This window comes from Parasphingorhabdus sp. NYA22 (assembly GCF_976973735.1).
The window spans coordinates 980,001-996,540 of sequence record NZ_OZ333477.1 but is presented as its reverse complement, the minus strand read 5'-3'; the positions used below and the strand labels follow the sequence as shown (position 1 = coordinate 996,540).

The 16,540-nt window shown below is 52.0% G+C and carries 11 protein-coding genes, 1 tRNA gene and 2 rRNA genes (1 of these 14 running past the window's edge); 10 read left to right on the top strand and 4 right to left on the bottom strand.

The annotated features are described in order from the left end of the window. The 10 genes from ACWFTY_RS04890 to ACWFTY_RS04845 all read left to right on the top strand — a co-directional run bounded on the left by ACWFTY_RS04890 (nt 1) and on the right by ACWFTY_RS04845 (nt 12,676). Nucleotides 1-1,407 (top strand): hypothetical protein, encoded by a 1,407-nt coding sequence (locus ACWFTY_RS04890; RefSeq protein WP_447526260.1) that lies wholly within the window; start codon nt 1-3, stop codon nt 1,405-1,407. 7 nt (nt 1,408-1,414) lie between these two features. After that, complete coding sequence (locus ACWFTY_RS04885) at nt 1,415-2,143, top strand: DUF6088 family protein (RefSeq protein ID WP_367947070.1); 729 nt, start codon at nt 1,415-1,417, stop codon at nt 2,141-2,143. Then, complete coding sequence (locus tag ACWFTY_RS04880) at nt 2,140-3,186, top strand: nucleotidyl transferase AbiEii/AbiGii toxin family protein (protein WP_415179002.1); 1,047 nt, start codon at nt 2,140-2,142, stop codon at nt 3,184-3,186. The genes ACWFTY_RS04885 and ACWFTY_RS04880 overlap by 4 nt, the downstream gene beginning before the upstream one ends. Before the next feature lie 22 nt (nt 3,187-3,208). Further along, nucleotides 3,209-4,873, top strand: a complete 1,665-nt coding sequence (locus ACWFTY_RS04875) for a VRR-NUC domain-containing protein (RefSeq protein WP_415179003.1) — start codon at nt 3,209-3,211, stop codon at nt 4,871-4,873. Between the two features lie 342 nt (nt 4,874-5,215). Beyond that, nucleotides 5,216-6,022, top strand: a complete 807-nt coding sequence (locus ACWFTY_RS04870; protein WP_447526259.1) for an RNA polymerase sigma factor — start codon at nt 5,216-5,218, stop codon at nt 6,020-6,022. Further along, nucleotides 6,012-6,578 (top strand): hypothetical protein, encoded by a 567-nt coding sequence (locus tag ACWFTY_RS04865; RefSeq protein WP_415179005.1) that lies wholly within the window; start codon nt 6,012-6,014, stop codon nt 6,576-6,578. The genes ACWFTY_RS04870 and ACWFTY_RS04865 overlap by 11 nt, the downstream gene beginning before the upstream one ends. Continuing rightward, complete coding sequence (locus ACWFTY_RS04860) at nt 6,565-9,975, top strand: UvrD-helicase domain-containing protein (protein WP_447526258.1); 3,411 nt, start codon at nt 6,565-6,567, stop codon at nt 9,973-9,975. The genes ACWFTY_RS04865 and ACWFTY_RS04860 overlap by 14 nt, the downstream gene beginning before the upstream one ends. An 88-nt stretch (nt 9,976-10,063) precedes the next feature. Beyond that, nucleotides 10,064-10,918 carry a multiubiquitin domain-containing protein gene (locus ACWFTY_RS04855; RefSeq protein WP_173207728.1) on the top strand — a complete coding sequence of 285 codons (855 nt, stop codon included), beginning with the start codon at nt 10,064-10,066 and terminating at the stop codon, nt 10,916-10,918. Further along, nucleotides 10,915-12,309 carry a ThiF family adenylyltransferase gene (locus ACWFTY_RS04850; protein ID WP_447526257.1) on the top strand — a complete coding sequence of 465 codons (1,395 nt, stop codon included), beginning with the start codon at nt 10,915-10,917 and terminating at the stop codon, nt 12,307-12,309. The genes ACWFTY_RS04855 and ACWFTY_RS04850 overlap by 4 nt, the downstream gene beginning before the upstream one ends. 1 nt (nt 12,310) lies before the next feature. Further along, nucleotides 12,311-12,676: a DUF6527 family protein gene (locus tag ACWFTY_RS04845; RefSeq protein ID WP_415179008.1), complete on the top strand. Its 366-nt coding sequence runs from the start codon at nt 12,311-12,313 to the stop codon at nt 12,674-12,676. A gap of 731 nt (nt 12,677-13,407) precedes the next feature. Here ACWFTY_RS04845 and ACWFTY_RS04840 read toward each other — a convergent pair. The 4 genes from ACWFTY_RS04840 to ACWFTY_RS04825 form a co-directional block, all read right to left on the bottom strand. After that, a complete protein-coding gene (locus ACWFTY_RS04840; protein WP_447526256.1) occupies nt 13,408-14,706 on the bottom strand; it encodes a tyrosine-type recombinase/integrase in 1,299 nt (432 codons plus the stop codon). 175 nt (nt 14,707-14,881) lie between these two features. Then, nucleotides 14,882-14,958, bottom strand: a tRNA-Met gene (locus ACWFTY_RS04835). Between the two features lie 134 nt (nt 14,959-15,092). Further along, nucleotides 15,093-15,207, bottom strand: a 5S ribosomal RNA gene (gene rrf / locus ACWFTY_RS04830). A gap of 171 nt (nt 15,208-15,378) precedes the next feature. Next, nucleotides 15,379-16,540, bottom strand: a 23S ribosomal RNA gene (locus ACWFTY_RS04825); it runs 1,641 nt beyond the window's last position.

The following is a 16,540-nucleotide window of genomic DNA, read 5'->3' as shown; positions in this document are numbered from 1 at the left end:
ATGGCAGATCATAAACGTACTATCCGGATCGCTGACTTTGAACTGCCGCGAGGTCCAGTAACAATCGAGATGCTCATGGCTATGCCGCGGGCAAGCTGGGAACATTTGCGCTCGCAGATCAATCTGCGCCGACAATCTGATTCATCAGTGCCATTGGCCCGGTGCAGGCTTTGCGAGGCTGGTATATTCATTCGCTCGCAGGCGACGAAGAACGGTCATGTGCCAATGTTTGTTCATTTTCCGGAAGGTTCCAAGGACTGCCCTTGGTACGAGGGCCGGACTTTGCGGCCGGATGCCGCCCGTGCCGCGCAATATCAAGGGCATCAGGAATCGGCACTCCACCGTCAACTATGCGTAACAATTGAACAACTGGCTAACGCCGATACCCGCTGCACACATTCGGCGGTGGACACTTATCTGCGGCCCGCGATCCACATGCGTGGGCGCTGGCCAGATGTGTATCTTGAATTTGGAGAATTGGGCAAGTTTGCACTCGAAGTCCAGCTTTCCAAGCCCTTTGCGCCGGAGATTGCTGCACGCCATATTCACTATGACAATGAAGGCGTCAGGCTCGTATGGATTTTCAATATTCGCGAAGACCCGCTGCCGCAAGGCTTCCATGATGTCATCACGATGCAGCGAGGCAATGCCTTCCTGTTCGATGATGCTGCACAGGCGGCTTCAATCGAACGCGGAACGCTGGTCCTGAAATGCTATCTCGAAAATGGTAAAGGCGGTTGGCTCGATCCACAACTGGTAACGCTGGATGATCTGCAAACTGACTATGGCCGGTCGGCATTTGTTGAGGACCGGCGGAGCGATTTGTTGGTAGCAAGCAGCAAGGAAGAACGATCGCGCTGGTGGAAGGCATTTCAACAAGCGCAAAATGACAAGCCCAATTCGCCGTTCTACAGCACAGCATTTGTATCTGCCTGGGATTCGCTACAATCGAGTGTGCCGGGGCTGGATGCGTGGAGGGAAGAATTTTGGGCATCGCGCTCCGACAGAAGCCAAGCGCATTTGGCCATGCTCTTTGCGATCCTTTGCTCGGTCGCGCACAGCGCCGACACCGGCACGGAAAATGTCTATATCACAAAATATAAAGGGGAAGGCGCTGTTCTCGCCATGCTCAATAGCAAACTGAGTAGCGGCGATTTCAAACATTGTGCCAATCTCATAGATAGCTTTGTTCGCTCGACCGCGCTAGCCGATCTTGCGGAACGGCCATCATTAAAGCGAATGATCAAACAGGCCCAAGAAACTGAAGCGCAAATCGATAACGAACATCCGGTTTGGCGGGCGATGACTCGGCTTTTCCCGGAAGTGCTGGATGGTCTAGTCAGAGCTGAACTGGACGATCTTGGACGCCTTCCCAAATGGGCCGCTTGTTCTGATAAGGCTAGTTGAGCAAAAAGTGTCCGAAATCATGCTACATATTTCGGACATTTCTAACTCGACATTGTCCGAAATCATGCTACATATTTCGGACATGGACAAGTCACCCATCAGTCTGAAAGAGCAAATTCTTGCTCGCATCGAAAGCGGTGCAACTATCACGGTCTGGACACCGAGCGATTTTCTTGACCTTGGTAGCCGTGATGTCGTCGATAAAACCCTGCAACGTCTCGTCCGTGCGGAAGAATTGCGCAGGATCGACAGGGGCCTCTATGATAAACCCCGAACCAACAAACTTACACAGCAGGATAACCCGCCAAATCCAAAGGCCGTTATCGATGCCGTCGTGCGGCGCGATCAAATACGAGTGCTGGTTGACGGGATGACCGCAGCTAACGATCTCGGCTTTACCAATGCGGTGCCAGCCAAGATCATCGTCCATAGCGAAGCGCGCTCCAAGAAGATCAACCTCGGAAATCTTACCATTTATTTCAAACAGACAGCTCCAAGCAAACTTTTCTGGGCAGGCCGCCCCGCGATGCGCATCGTCCAAGCCCTTCACTGGCTGCGCGACACGATGCCGGGTGACGATATGGCAAGTTGGAAGAACAAACTATCGATCCTGCTCAAAGACCCAAAGCATGGGACGAAGCTGCGTGCTGACCTGACCAATGGTATGTCCACCCTTCCGGCCTGGATGCAGGAATTGCTCCGTCCGCTTGTTTCCAACGAAACGCCGTCCGCATGAATCCAGCTTTTGACGATATCTTGCGGGCCGATATTGATACGCGCCAAGGTCTGTTCACCACAACGGCTCAACGCATGGGAACAACCCCGCAAAATGTCGAAAAGGATTTCTGGGTCTGCTGGACGCTTGATGCCCTGTTCAATGGCATCACCGAAGGCCCGCGCCTACTGTTCAAAGGTGGCACCTCGCTTTCCAAGGGGTTCGGATTGATACAGCGATTTTCAGAAGACATCGACGTCACAGTCTTTCGCGATGATCTCGGCGTTCCCGCATCGATCAATGAACTGGCCGCGTTGAGCGGCAAAAAGCGCCAGAAAGCGCTTGATGCGATCAAAGACGCTTGCGAAGCATATATAAATGGCCCGCTGATGCAGCACCTTTCAGCGATTTCAGAAAATGCCTGCACCCGAAATGGTCTGGAGCAAAATGCGATCCGGATAGAGGCGGACCCTGCCGACCGGCAAACCTTGCTGGTTATCTATCCCAGCATAACACCGACCGACGCCTATATCGCTAAATCAGTAAAAATTGAATCGGGCGCTAAATCGGCACTCGATCCAAACTCCAACCGGTCGATAACGCCTTATGTTGATACCGATGTTCCTGGGATTGATCTGGCCGTTCCCAATGTCACCATTGTCGATGCCGAGCGAACCTTCTGGGACAAGGTGGTGATCCTGCACGGGCTGCGCCGATGGTATGAAATCCGAGGCCAACTGCGCGGTAACGGCCAGCGTATTTCGCGCCACTATTATGATTTATACCGTCTGATCCAGTCGGAAACGGGACAATCGGCTACCGAAAACCGGGCGCTGGGTGAGGATTGCGTCGCGCACGCCCGCATGTTTTTCAACCGTCCGCCCTTTGATCTGGCTTCCGCGCAGCCTCCAACATTTGCGCTATGCCCCGAGGGAGGAATGGTTGACGACCTTCGGCAGGATTATAAAGCGATGAACACGATGATTTTTGGCGATCCGCCGCCGTTTGATGCGATCATCGAGAAAATTGCAGAGCTCCAGCAAACCCTCAACGGTGCCGCATGACCGACTGCGCAAGAGCCGCAAAATGAGATCATTTCTCAAGCGACTATTTGGAACTGATGCTGAAACCAAATCCAATGAGCCACCAGCGTCATCCCAGGACCTTGAAATCCAAGAATTTGGTCATGGTCTCATCTCTATCGACCCGCTCGATTTTATTGGTCGTTCCTCCAAATCGCCGAATGGACAATATCGCCTCATCTGGTCTGATAGAAATCCCGAAGGCACGAGAGGCGGTCATCGTTATGAAGGGCATGGATCATGGACGTTGCTATCACAAGACCAGATATTAGCGGAAGGCAGGCTCGAACGACCAAACGACGGACAGGTAGCTGACAATGGTACTTTCATTTTCAACGACTGGATGTTCGGAGACGGACTGAATGGACGTTTCCACGCTTTCTCTGTGGATGGAACGCAGCTCATTGCGAAAGATCTAGCGGCCAACCTTTCAAGCAATGGCCTGTCCAAAGATGGCCGATATGCCATTTGCCAGACGGCCAATGCGCCCGGCAGCGATGACAGTTGCCGCTACATCCTGTTCGATCTTGAGGAAGCGCGGGAAATGGCGCGATGGGAGCCTGAAACCGGATGGGCGAGCGGCTATGAATTTGACAGCGTAAATCGGCGGTTATTCATCATATGCGAAGGTGATGAGCGCGTTGGCTACAATTTCGACGGTCAGATGGTTGACCGTGACGGATGGCAAGAGCGGAAAATAGCCGATGGCGATATCAATATCATCCGTAAAGTTCTTGAAGGTGTTGATAGCAAACCGGACAGCGACCTTCGGAGCGCAATGATCGATGGGCTAAACCGCACAATCGAACAGGGAGAAGGCTGGCATCAGGCACGCGCATTACGCTTGCTTGGCGAAATCCACGAAGCCTCCGACAAGCCAGCTGAAGCATTAAAGGCTTATGACAAAGCTTTGACGATTGATCCGCAGGTTGGCGTTTCAAGACGAGCCGAAAAGCTAAGAAAGTCCCTCACCCCCAAATCCAAACAAGGTAGCGTCAAAAAGATGGGGAAGTTTGAACGGCAAGCGCATCGGCTGGGCATTGAGCATGAAGTGGTGAACCTGGAAGCTGGAGAAAAGAATAATTGGCGGTTCCAAACGCGCGATGCCTGGTCATCGGTCGAAGAAGCCACCCTCACCCACTACGAGAATGCTGGTTGGGCCGGGGCCGCAGCAGAAGGCGGCCTAATGTTGACGCTCATTAAAGCCGCATCATTCACAAAACTGGACCGCAGGAATGCCGACACTTTTATAGAGGCCCTTTACGCTCAGAATGTTGCATTTGACCAAGACAAATTCGACACTAACCAGCTGATTGGGACGCTCACTCGCGCAACGCATGAGCAGCTCAAGCACAATTGGAAAATCATTTCAGCGACTGCCGGAGTGTCGCCCGCATATTACCCGACTGTCCGATTGAATCATGTCCTCGAATTATTCGATCATCTAGGTCCGGAACGGCTTGCACAGATTGCACAATTATTTGCGAAAGCACCCTACGATCTTCGCGCCGGTTGGCCCGATCTGACGCTTTGGAACGGTGACGATATTCGCTTTGTGGAAGTGAAAGCTCCAGGCGATTCCATGCACGCAAGCCAGTCGCGCCTCATTTCAACCATTTTACTGCCCTTGGGGTTCAAAGTCAGCCTCGCGGAAATTCGTATCAAGTAATTCGCACTCGAATTTACTCATAGATTTTGCGAACCAAGACTACACAGCGGCTCTGAATGAAAATACCAATTCAACTCCAAGCCAGATCAATCATGGCAACGTGCAACCAGGCAGTTTCTCAAACACGCAGAATGTGCAGCGTTGCCGAGTAGATCTTTCCTATCCCTTACGAATTAGCCATTTAACAGCAGCCGTAAACAGCGAATCGCAAACATTCTACCTGTCACTCACACTAAGATTTCAATATAGCTAAATCATCAAAAGCCTACCCTCTGCATAAAAAATTCTATAGCCATAATACATATGAGACTTTGCTCGTAAATTACTATAAAGATCGCAAGAATGGACAATCTACCGCCACTTAGAAAGACGACTGAGGAAGGGAAGCTTTATGAGCGGAGACCTGAAACAGTAGCGCTCATCCAAGTATGTCGTGAATTGACCTCTGAACAGCTTTGCGATCGTGCGGAGATCAGCGCCCGAACGCATTCCGAGTACATTCCTTCAGAGGTGCTGGTGTACTTTCTGAGGCAAACAAAAACACATAATAGCGATGCCCAGTTTGGAGCACTGTATCAGCTTCTGCAAACACGCATAAAGAGAGTGTGCCCACATTCTGAAGTCCGCCTAGGCGAGAAAGATGGTGCCGTCGCACATTTGCTGGATCTTCAGGAATTCGTTCTCGATGATTTTGCTGAACGGGTCATGTGCGATCGGCAAGTTTACGACGAGAAGCTTGACGGTTTCGAAGTCGCATTTGACCATATGATTGCCCGGCGCAAACATGATGCGATGCGAAAAATGTATAGGCGGGATAAGCCAACAACACAGCTTGAGTATGATGAGGATGGGGATATTCCCTTTGAAGTGGAGGAAGCCCTCGCCCGATTGAATCCTGCTTCAAAAAGCATTGAAGATGAAATCACTTACCGGTTTCAACTGCAACGAGCGATTGACACCCTTCCAGAAGACGAAAGGCGAGTGATCAACATGATTTTTGCAAAAATACCGAGCGAGAGCAAAGACCCAGAAGTTCAAACGATATCAAAACTTCTTGGTTGTGGTCCACAGACAGTCCGAAATCGTCGTGATCGAGCAGTCAAGAAATTGCAGCAAATACTAGAAACGGAGGCTAAGAATGTCAGCTAAAACAGATAAAGATGACATTCTCGATGACTTCGCAACGGAGCCGTCGCTAGGCCCCGAGACGTTACAGAATTACGTCCAAAGATTCCCTTCGCTCGCAGTGGAGCTAACTGACCTATATCACGAGTTGCGCCTGGTTGATCTGTCAGTCGCGGTTGATCGCATGCCATTGGAAACAAAATTGGCAGATGAGAGCTCTCAACAGAGCACAACCGTCGTCATGAATGCTCTATCCGGAACCAATCTACGCGGACTGGCCCAGAGTTTGGGCCTTCCAAGAGATTTCGTTGCGGGATTTCGCGATAGAAAAATCCGCCTTGGTTCAATTCCTGGTGCCGTAGTCGGAAATCTCGCGCGAACCGCCAGAGTAAGTATCCATCAGCTGATCGACCATCTTCAAAATACAGCAGGACCTGCCCCGCAAATGGCCTACAAGGCCGATGCAAAACCGCAGGGATCTGCGGCAGTTGAATTTGATGATTTTGTCGCTGGCCTGGATTTGGATGAAAGCGAAATGGAATCTTTAAACAAATTGTCCGCATCAAATGGATCGGATTGAGCTTGCCAGACAAAAGGCCGCCGAGTTCCATGCGAATTTGGTTGCAAAGGGTGGCGATCCGGAAGACTCTCTGGCGTTTGTTCGTCGGGAAGCCAAAAGACGTGATATCGAAGTGCGCTCCTATCCCCCAGGCCATGCTCAACTGGAAGGCGGCCGCGCACTTTTCGATGCTGATTCCAAGGCCATTCGCCATGAAGACACAGGCAATAAGTTTCTGAACGCCTTTCTGATTGCTCACGAAATCGGGCATGACGAGTTTGACAGCACCGATGCTGCAGAACCGGTAATTGAGATTGATCCGGCTCGTTCTGCCGATCCATCGGCGACCGGCGCGGAGCGTCTGGTCGATTACAGTCACAAAGGTCGTCAGGAAGTCTTGATGGACCTGTTTGCCCGCGAGCTGCTCTTTCCGAGATCATTGGCGCGAGAATGGTATCTCGTGGAAAGCCTATCGGCAAAACAGATCACGGATCGGCTTGGGGCACCATACGATATGGTCGCAGTCCAACTTTTCGATGCTCTGTTACTACCTGAAATTGAACCTGCATCGCCTAAATCATCGAAGCCAAAACCGCTTAACCCCGAACAGAGTGAAGCTGCAATCCACTCGGAAGGTGCCCTGCTGCTGAGAGCTGGACCAGGTACGGGAAAAACTCAAACATTGGTGGGGCGGCTCGAACATCTTAGGGACAAAGGTGTCGATCCAGGCTCAATCTTGGTTCTCACATTTTCAAACAAGGCCGCTGGAGAGCTTTTGGAAAGAGCGCTTGCTTTGTGGCCCGAGGCAGCCGGGGCTATCTGGATAGGAACCTTTCATTCCTTTGGGCTCGACCTTGTTCGCCGCTTTCATGATCGTTTGGATCTTCCCGCTGATCCAACACCACTCGATACAACCGATGCCATAGCGTTACTCGAAAATGAGTTCGTTCGCTTGTCCTTGTCTCATTTTAAGGACCTGTGGGATCCTACCGAAAAACTCAAAGATATCCTGTCGGCGATTTCCCGTGCGAAAGATGAAGTGGTTGATGCGCCCCGCTACAAAAAACTCGCTGACGCAATGCAAGCGAAGGCCGCCTCAGACGAGGAAATTGAAGCCGCTGAACGCTGCCAGGAAATCGCTCAAGTTTATCAATCTTATGAAACCCTTAAGAAAAATGGTGGCTTCGTAGATTTCGGCGATCTGGTTGCATTACCAACAACGTTGCTGGAAAGCGATGTCGAGGTCTGCACTAACCTGCAAAACAAATATGAACACATCCTCGTCGATGAATATCAGGACGTAAACAGAGCCAGTGTCCGGCTGTTACGCGCGATGAAGCCGAGCGGCGAAGGCCTATGGGTAGTAGGCGATGCCAAACAATCAATTTATCGCTTCCGCGGCGCGTCTTCGTTCAATCTGGAACGATTTAAGGACGAGGATTTCGCGGGCGGCGCAGTCAAAAGCCTGAAAACGAATTATCGTTCTTATCAGGAGATTTGCGACGCGTTTGTCGAATTCGCAGAAGCTGACATGCTTGCTGCGGAACCCAATGTCGAAGCCATCGCCCACAGAAAGGTAGCAGGCAAGCTACCAGCCTTTGTCGCTGTTGAAAGCAAAGAGGATGAAATTGCTGAAATTGCTGCCCGGATAGAAACTGCGCATAAAAATGGCGTTCCGCTCAAAGAGCAAGCGGTTTTATGCAAGGCCAATGATCGCCTGGCAGCCGTTGCTAAGGGATTGGAGGCCCATGGCGTCCCAGTTTTATTTCTAGGACCGCTTTTTGATCGACCCGAAGTAAAGCAGGCGCTGGCGTTCCTGTCTCTGCTTACCGACCCGCGCGGCATGGGCCTTGGTTGCGTGGCCACCATGCCTGGCTTCGAGTTGTCTGTAGATGACGTATCAAAATGCGCACATCATATGGCTTCTATTCCTGAACCGGACTCACTTGAATGGAAGGAATGCCTGTCCAGCCTTGCTGATCTGAGCCAAAATGGACGACACAGCCTTGCTTCGATCATCGCCACATTGGACGGGCTCACAGAAACATCCACTCCTTGGCGCGCTTTTACAGCGATTTATTTGGACAATTCCAATCTGGTCCGCGACCTTGTCAACCAGGCGGCTGACGAACCATCATTACCAGCGATAGCCTTGTGGCAATTCCAGAATTTCTTGCGTTCCGTTCGTGCAGACGGAGAAGGATATCCCGTCACGCTTCTTCTCGACCATATTCGCAGACTAGTGATCCTTTCCGATGAAAGAGATTTGCGTGACTTGCCAGTAGCGGCCCAATCTCTGAATGCGGTTCGCCTGATGACAATTCATGGAAGTAAGGGTTTGGAGTTTAAGACACTGCATCTTCCAAGCTTGACCGGGCGTTCAATGCCATCTTCTGCACGGCAGAATACTCCGGCTCCGCCTGATGGAATGATCGAGGGCGCAATTCACTCAGGAAAGGATGCCGTTAGAGCTGGGCATGACGAAGAACAGGAGTGTCTGTTTTTCGTTGCACTGTCTCGAGCTGAAAACGAGCTTTTGATGTACGCCCCGTCAAAACAGGCTGATGGTAGATCACAGAAGCGGTCCAAATTTATCGATCGCATCGTGGATAAACTCGAGTTTCCAACGCCAATCGCAGTATCAGGCTCATCAGTCGATAGTAAGAAGGCAGTTGGCGTCTCCTTCGACACGCCCTTGGTGATCACACCATCTCAATTGGCGCTCTACGAAAAATGTCCAAGGCGGTTTCTGTACACACACGCTCTAAGGCTGGGAGGTCGGCGAACGGAAACTGCCTTCATGCAAATGCACTCAGCAGTTCAAGGCGCAATCCATGATCTCGTAAACCCGGCCACTACGGTGGCGACTGAAGCGGAGCTAGACAGCCTCTTTCAAAGCCACTGGGAAACCAGGGGTCCGGTCGATCACGGATATGAAGATGACTATAAACGCATCGGGCGACAGTTGCTTTCATATCTGTTCAATTTACGCAGCAATGAGGTACCCGAGGCAGTCACCGACCTCGTTTTGAATTTGGCCGGCGCGCAGATTATCGTGCGACCGGATGAACGCACGACCAGCTCTGATGGTCGGCTCATTTTCAGGCGCATCAGAACGGGCCGAAAAACTTCCACGTCAACTGATACACTGGATGCTGCGGCCTATCAGCTCGCAGCAGAATCAATAGGTGACATCGAATTTGTGTTTCTGACTGATGAGCAGCGCTCACCGGTAGATATGGGGACGACAAAGCTCAATTACCGCAAAAAGCGGATTGAGAGCGCTGTATCATCGATCATGTCGGGTAGATTCCCGGCCAGCCCCAAGCAGCCAGCGAGAACTTGTCCGCGCTGCCCATATTTTTTCATTTGCACAGACATACCGTCGGGCAGTCTTGCGAAAAAAAATCTGAACTGACTTACCGGTTTCCCGCTGGGCCAGCGATTAACCTTGTGAAAGCACAGGCATGAGGCCGGTGCTTCGTAACAAACAAGGTATTAAACTTATGAAACCGAACGAAAAAGATGATCGCTTCCGCGTTCTCATTGCAGATGAAAATCTCGACTACAAACCTCACATTTTTGACGATCCGAAGGTTCTCGGTCGTCAAATTATTGAAGCAAACGGCAGCCATCCGGTCGATGAACATGTCGCAATCGCAATTCTTCCAAATGGCGATTTCGAGGATCTTCGCCTTGATGAAAGCTATGATCTTCGTGGGCGTGGTGCTGAAAAAGTACTTGTTGCTCGCACCGATCGCAGCTTCAAGTTCAAGATTGACGATAAGGATCTGGAGTGGCCGCATGCCTGTATTAGCGGCTTCGTCCTTCGCAAGCTTGCCGATCTGCCGAAAAACTACAATCTCTGGCAGGAAATCCCTGGTCAACATGACCTCAAGATTTCTGATACCGACGTCGTTAATCTTGCCGAGAAAGGTGTCGAGCGCTTTGTCTCGTTGATCGATCAGACGACCGAAGGCGATGTTCTTCCATCGATCGATCAGTCATTCCTGTCCGGACATGGATATGATTTTGAGGTCGTCCAGGAAGGCAATCAGACCGGTATTGTGCTGAAATCGCTAAAACTGCCTGCTGGCAAGTTTGAATGCGAAACGGCTGATATTCTGGTGCTGTTGCCAGGCGGATACCCTGATTGCCCGCCGGACATGTTCTATGCTTCGCCGAAATTGGTTCTGAAGGGCACCGGGCAGGTTCCCAAAGCCTGCACGGTCGAGCACAATTTCGCTGGGCGGGTCTGGCAGCGCTGGTCGCGTCACAACAATGCCTGGCGTCCAGGCATTGATGGTTTGCGCACTATGGTGGCGCGTATCAAGACGGCTTTGGCTGGGGCGCGGACATGAAAGGCGCCTTAGATATCGTTCTGCTAAAGCCACATGAAGACGGCATCCGGTCCTTGCTGACGCAAGGGGCCGGTGCCGAACGTTCGGCATATATGCTGTTTGGGCGCGCTGACATCCAAATGGACCCGTGGTCCAGGGCACCGCGTACTCGTCTGATCTCGCATGCGTTTTCGAACCTTGATCCTGCCGATTTGATTTCGGCCTCAAACCGCCATGTGACCTGGCAAACCGACGGATTTATGCGGTTGCTTGGTGATGCGTTGACCGACAATTTGGTACCTGCCCTTGTCCATACCCATCCCGAAGGCAGGGCCGCGTTCTCTGAACAAGATGATCAGAACGAAGCGATACTTGCGCGTACAGCGCTGATGAAAGGTGCGGCGGGCCTTATCAGCATCGTCATTGCGGGTAACGGCGAAGTCGCTGCCCGTATCTGGATGTCAGAAGAAAAGCCGGTCGACATCACTCGCATCTTCCATTCAGGACCACGGTTAAAGCTGGATTACGACGATGATGCCGAGATTGCATTTTTAGACCGCCAGACTCGGCTCTTTGGTGAACATACGACTCAGATGCTGACGAAGTTTCGGTGCGGTATTGCGGGAGGCGGAGCGACGGGAAGTGCTGTTCTTCCTCTCCTGATGCGGCTCGGTATTCGTGAAGCGGTCATGTTCGAGAAGGACCGTGCAGAACAGTCAAATCTCAACCGGCTTTACGGAGCGAGACAAGGGGATGTGGCTGCAAAGGCCCTCAAGGCCGATATTCACGCTCGCACGGTTTCTGAAGCAGACCTCGGCATGTCACTAGTAACAATCGATGCATGGGCGGGAGAGCCATCAACGTGGGACTCCTTGAAGGCCTGTGATGTGATTTTTTGCTGCACGGACGATCACGCGGGGCGATTGTTCTTAAACCGGTTCGCACGGTTTTACGGCATCCCTGTCATTGATGTGGGTTTGGCCATGCAACGCCGAGACGATCAGTCCTTTGATCTATTTGCTCGAGTCTCCACATTGGTTGTTGGGCATGCATGTCTGCTCTGTGGAGGTTTCATCGATCCTCGACGTGCGCGCGAAGAGACGCTGCGTCGGACCGATACCAACGCATACCAGAAGCTGAAAGAAGAGGCATATGTTCTCGGTGAAGGTGATCCGTCCCCAGCTGTGGTGACGTTTACCACTGAAGCTGCCAGCATGGCGGTGAATGAGTGGTTGACCGGCATTACAGGTTTTGCCGGGCCTTCCGGCATGCTGCCAACCCGCATTCGCAGGTTTCACGCGCGCGATGAGCGGGTGCTGGGATTACCTCCAAAGCCGGATTGTCCCTGTTGCGAGAACCCAAGCACTTTGGGACGCGGCGACGTGACCCCCTTTATTGACATGGTGAGCTGAAATGAGAGCATTTTTTGCAAAAACGCTAAAACGGCTTGGATGGCTGCGCTTTGAATTTCAGGTCAAGCGAGAGGAAATATTGCCAGATCGTGCTTCAATTGAACCAGGCACCATGGTTTCGGTGGAGAGCGGCAAAATTAAAAAATGGGCCTGCATGTCCTGCCCCGGCGGTTGCGGAGAGATGATTTCACTTTCACTCAACCCTCAACGCCGACCGCGATGGACGCTCGTCACTGATTTCTGGCTGCGACCTACGATCCATCCGTCGGTGCATCAAAGGAATGCCTGTGGATGCCACTTTTGGCTCAGGAATGGTCAAGTGCACTGGTGCAAGGATGGGCGGCCGCAACCCAATCCCATGAATTGAAACAGCGCCCCTCTATTCGCTGAAAAGACCTGGCTGAAGTCAAAGCTGTTCTGGTGGCTAAGCGCATCTACGACGCAAGCGCTATAGAGGATCGACAAAACACCGTACCAGTCAATTACCAAAGGCAGAATGGCGCATCGCGCCGTAAATTTGTGGTTATGGCCAAATCCCGTCCGGGATCTCTTAGGCCAACATGACAATAACCTTCGATTGTCATTTCGCGAACGCGGAGCGCGGGACGTGCGTCCCTAAGCGATCCGCTAATGCAGGCTCCTACCCACCGTGCGGTGGGCTTATCGGAGCCTGCTAATTTAGATGGTGCGGGCGGTGGGAATCGAACCCACACTCCTTGCGGAACGGGATTTTGAGTCGAACGAGACTACCGACTCGACCTTAGCATTTCCGTGCTTCGATCTTCGAGCGAATTCATGATTTCCGGAAATGGACCAATTTCCGGGCAAATTGTGTAAGGCTTTGTGTAAAGCGCAGTTGATCAGAAATTGATGTCTTTTCCAATTCGAGCTTTCAGCACGGATGAATATGGCGGTCTGAGGGGCTTTCTAAAAATTCAGGCGATGGCTCAGTCGCCTTCGGGATTTACTTCGCCAACATGACTGGCCATTGCCTGTCATTTCGCAGAAAACAGAGGCGCTGCCCCTTTGGTCAGTCTGCCTCATTGGTATGGTTATACCACCGTACAGTGGTCTTTCTCGACCATACCGTTAGCAAGACTAATCATCGTCAATTCCGATCACAGGGCGGGCTGATGTTTTCAATCCCGCAGGTCGCTTAGGACGGCGGACATTGATCGAGGCCGCATCAAGGGTGCTCTTGATGTGCGCGGCATAGAATTTCTCGATCATCTCGACGCTGGTGCGGCAATTCTTAGCAATTTGGTAGATGTCGGCACCCTCCATCAACCGCATGCAGATATAGGTGTGACGCAAGCTATAAGCAGTGCGCGGTTTTTCGTCCCTGTCGCGCTTTAGGTTTGCCCGCTCCAAAATTCCGTTGAATAATCTCACATGGTTGCCTGGAAACACAGAATCTCGTAAATCCGGATATTCCAGTTCCGGTGGATCTTCAGACAGGGGCGGTAAACCCGCTTTGCGGCGGCGCTGCTTTTCACGACGGCTTTCGGCTTGCACCGGCTTCGCCCGATTGAGCAAACGCTCATAGGGCCTCACAGCGCTCGGCATTGATTTGCAATAGCCGACACCGCGTTTGCCTCGAACTTCGATTTCAAGGATCGTCTCACCGCTCGCATCATCTTCGACAATTGCCACATCGCGGTGCTGAAGGTTCTTTGCCTCATCGGGCCGCAGGCCCGTGTTGGCAAGGAATAGCACATAGTCATGTACCTGCTCGGCATTCCAGCGATCCCGTTCATGATAGGGCTCACGCGCATAAGCGCGTGTGGCTTCATAAAGCTGCTTATATTCAGCGGGACTGAACCAGGGACGATGCACTATTTTGCCCTGCGTTCTGTATGGCGGAGACAAGTCCGGCAAATGTTCTAGCCAGCCATTGCGGATCGCTGTCTTCAAGACCATGCGGAGTGTAACGATTTCGTTGTGCAATGTGCTGCGCGCCGGCGGCTTGTCGACTAATGGGCGATTGCTCCGCGAGGCTGGATTTGGTTCAAGCCGCGATGTCATACGGTGAACGCGGTAATCTTGCACCTTGGCTGGATTAACCTTTGAGACGCCAAGCTCCCCGAAGAATGGCAACAGATGTAATCGCAGACGGATTTCATGGCCCTCGGTCCACTTTTGACTGCGCTCGCCCTCCGTTATGACTGCATATTCCGAAAGGAACTGCTCGGCGGCCTGGGCAAAGCTTTTCTCCGAAAGGAGAATACCGGCATGATCTTTACCCCGCAGAGCCAAATACCAGTCTTCGGCAAACTCAGAAGCAAGCGCGAGACTTTCACGCTTGGTAGTCGCCCTGCGCTGTTTGCCGCCAACCGAGGCCGAACACTGCCAGATACGGCTTTCGCCGCGCCGGTAGAGCTGAACCTTGCCGTTCAATATTGGATGGCTTTTCACGAAACCGCTCCATCATTTTGAAGATCAGAACCTATAGCTATCAGGTTTTAGTCAATTCGTCAAAATGTGTTAGCGATGTGATAGGGCTTAAACGAGCAAAAGCCCCGATCTTTCGACCGAGGCTTTTGGTTACGTCACTGATATTATGACATTTTGTTGGTTGCGGGAGTAGGATTTGAACCTACGACCTTCAGGTTATGAGCCTGACGAGCTACCGGACTGCTCCATCCCGCGCCAACGTTTCCGGTTTGGCTTTTGTGCCGTACCAGAGAATCAAAAAAGCGGCCGGCCCTACGAGGGACAGGCCGCTTTTGAAAAGGTGAATGGGTTATTTCCTCGTGACTACAAGTCTATGCGCCTGCTGCAATGCCTGGCGACGTCCTACTCTTCCATGCCTTGAGACAAAGTACCATCGGCGCAACCTGGTTTCACGGCCGAGTTCGAGATGGGATCGGGTGGGGCACAGGCGCTATGGCCACCAAGCAATGAAGCAGGCGCATAAGCTGTAATCACGGGTCTTTTAATCGATGTTGGTAAGATCACGCCCGGACATATCCCGAGGGGTAATATCCGTGCATGTTGACCATGGGCCGAGCTTAATTGTCCGTTCTTCAACAAACATGCTTTCCAACATTGTTGTTGATGGCGGGATTCTACAAGCGCGAATTGAGTAATTAGGACTGGTTAGCTTCACAGGTTACCCTGCTTCCACACCCAGCCTATCAACGTGGTGGTCTTCCACGACTCTATGATAACTTATCTCGAGGGAGGCTTCCCGCTTAGATGCTTTCAGCGGTTATCCCGTCCATACATAGCTACCCAGCAGCACGCCTGGCGGCATGACTGGTACACCAGAGGTATGTTCAACCCGGTCCTCTCGTACTAGGGTCAACTCCTCTCAATTATCGACGCCCACGGCAGATAGGGACCAAACTGTCTCGCGACGTTCTGAACCCAGCTCACGTACCACTTTAATTGGCGAACAGCCAAACCCTTGGGACCTGCTCCAGCCCCAGGATGTGATGAGCCGACATCGAGGTGCCAAACGATTCCGTCGATATGAGCTCTTGGGAATCATCAGCCTGTTATCCCCGGCGTACCTTTTATCCGTTGAGCGATGGCCCTTCCACGAGGGACCACCGGATCACTATGACCGACTTTCGTCTCTGCTCGACTTGTCAGTCTCGCAGTCAGGCTGGCTTATGCCATTGCACTCTAACAGACGGTTTCCAACCGTCCTGAGCCAACCATCGCGCGCCTCCGTTACTCTTTAGGAGGCGACCGCCCCAGTCAAACTACCCGCCACAGAGGGTCCCTGATCCGGATAACGGATCTAAGTTAGACACCAGAAAACAATAGGGTGGTATTTCACATTATGGCTCCACTCGGACTGGCGCCCAAGTTTCAAAGCCTCCCACCTATTCTACACAATTCTTTCCTAATGCCACTCTGAAGCTGCAGTAAAGGTGCACGGGGTCTTTCCGTCTAACCGCGGGTACTCCGCATCTTCACGGAGAATTCAATTTCGCTGAGCATATCCTGGAGACAGTGGGGAAGTCGTTACGCCATTCGTGCAGGTCGGAACTTACCCGACAAGGAATTTCGCTACCTTAGGACCGTTATAGTTACGGCCGCCGTTTACTCGGGCTTCAATTCAGAGCTTGCACTCCTCCTCTTAACCTTCGAGCACCGGGCAGGCGTCAGACCCTATACGTCGTCTTGAAGCCGACTTAGCAGAGTCCTGTGTTTTTGCTAAACAGTCGCTACCCCCCAGCTTGTGCCCCCTACCAAAAGTTGCCTTCTGATAGGGCCTCCT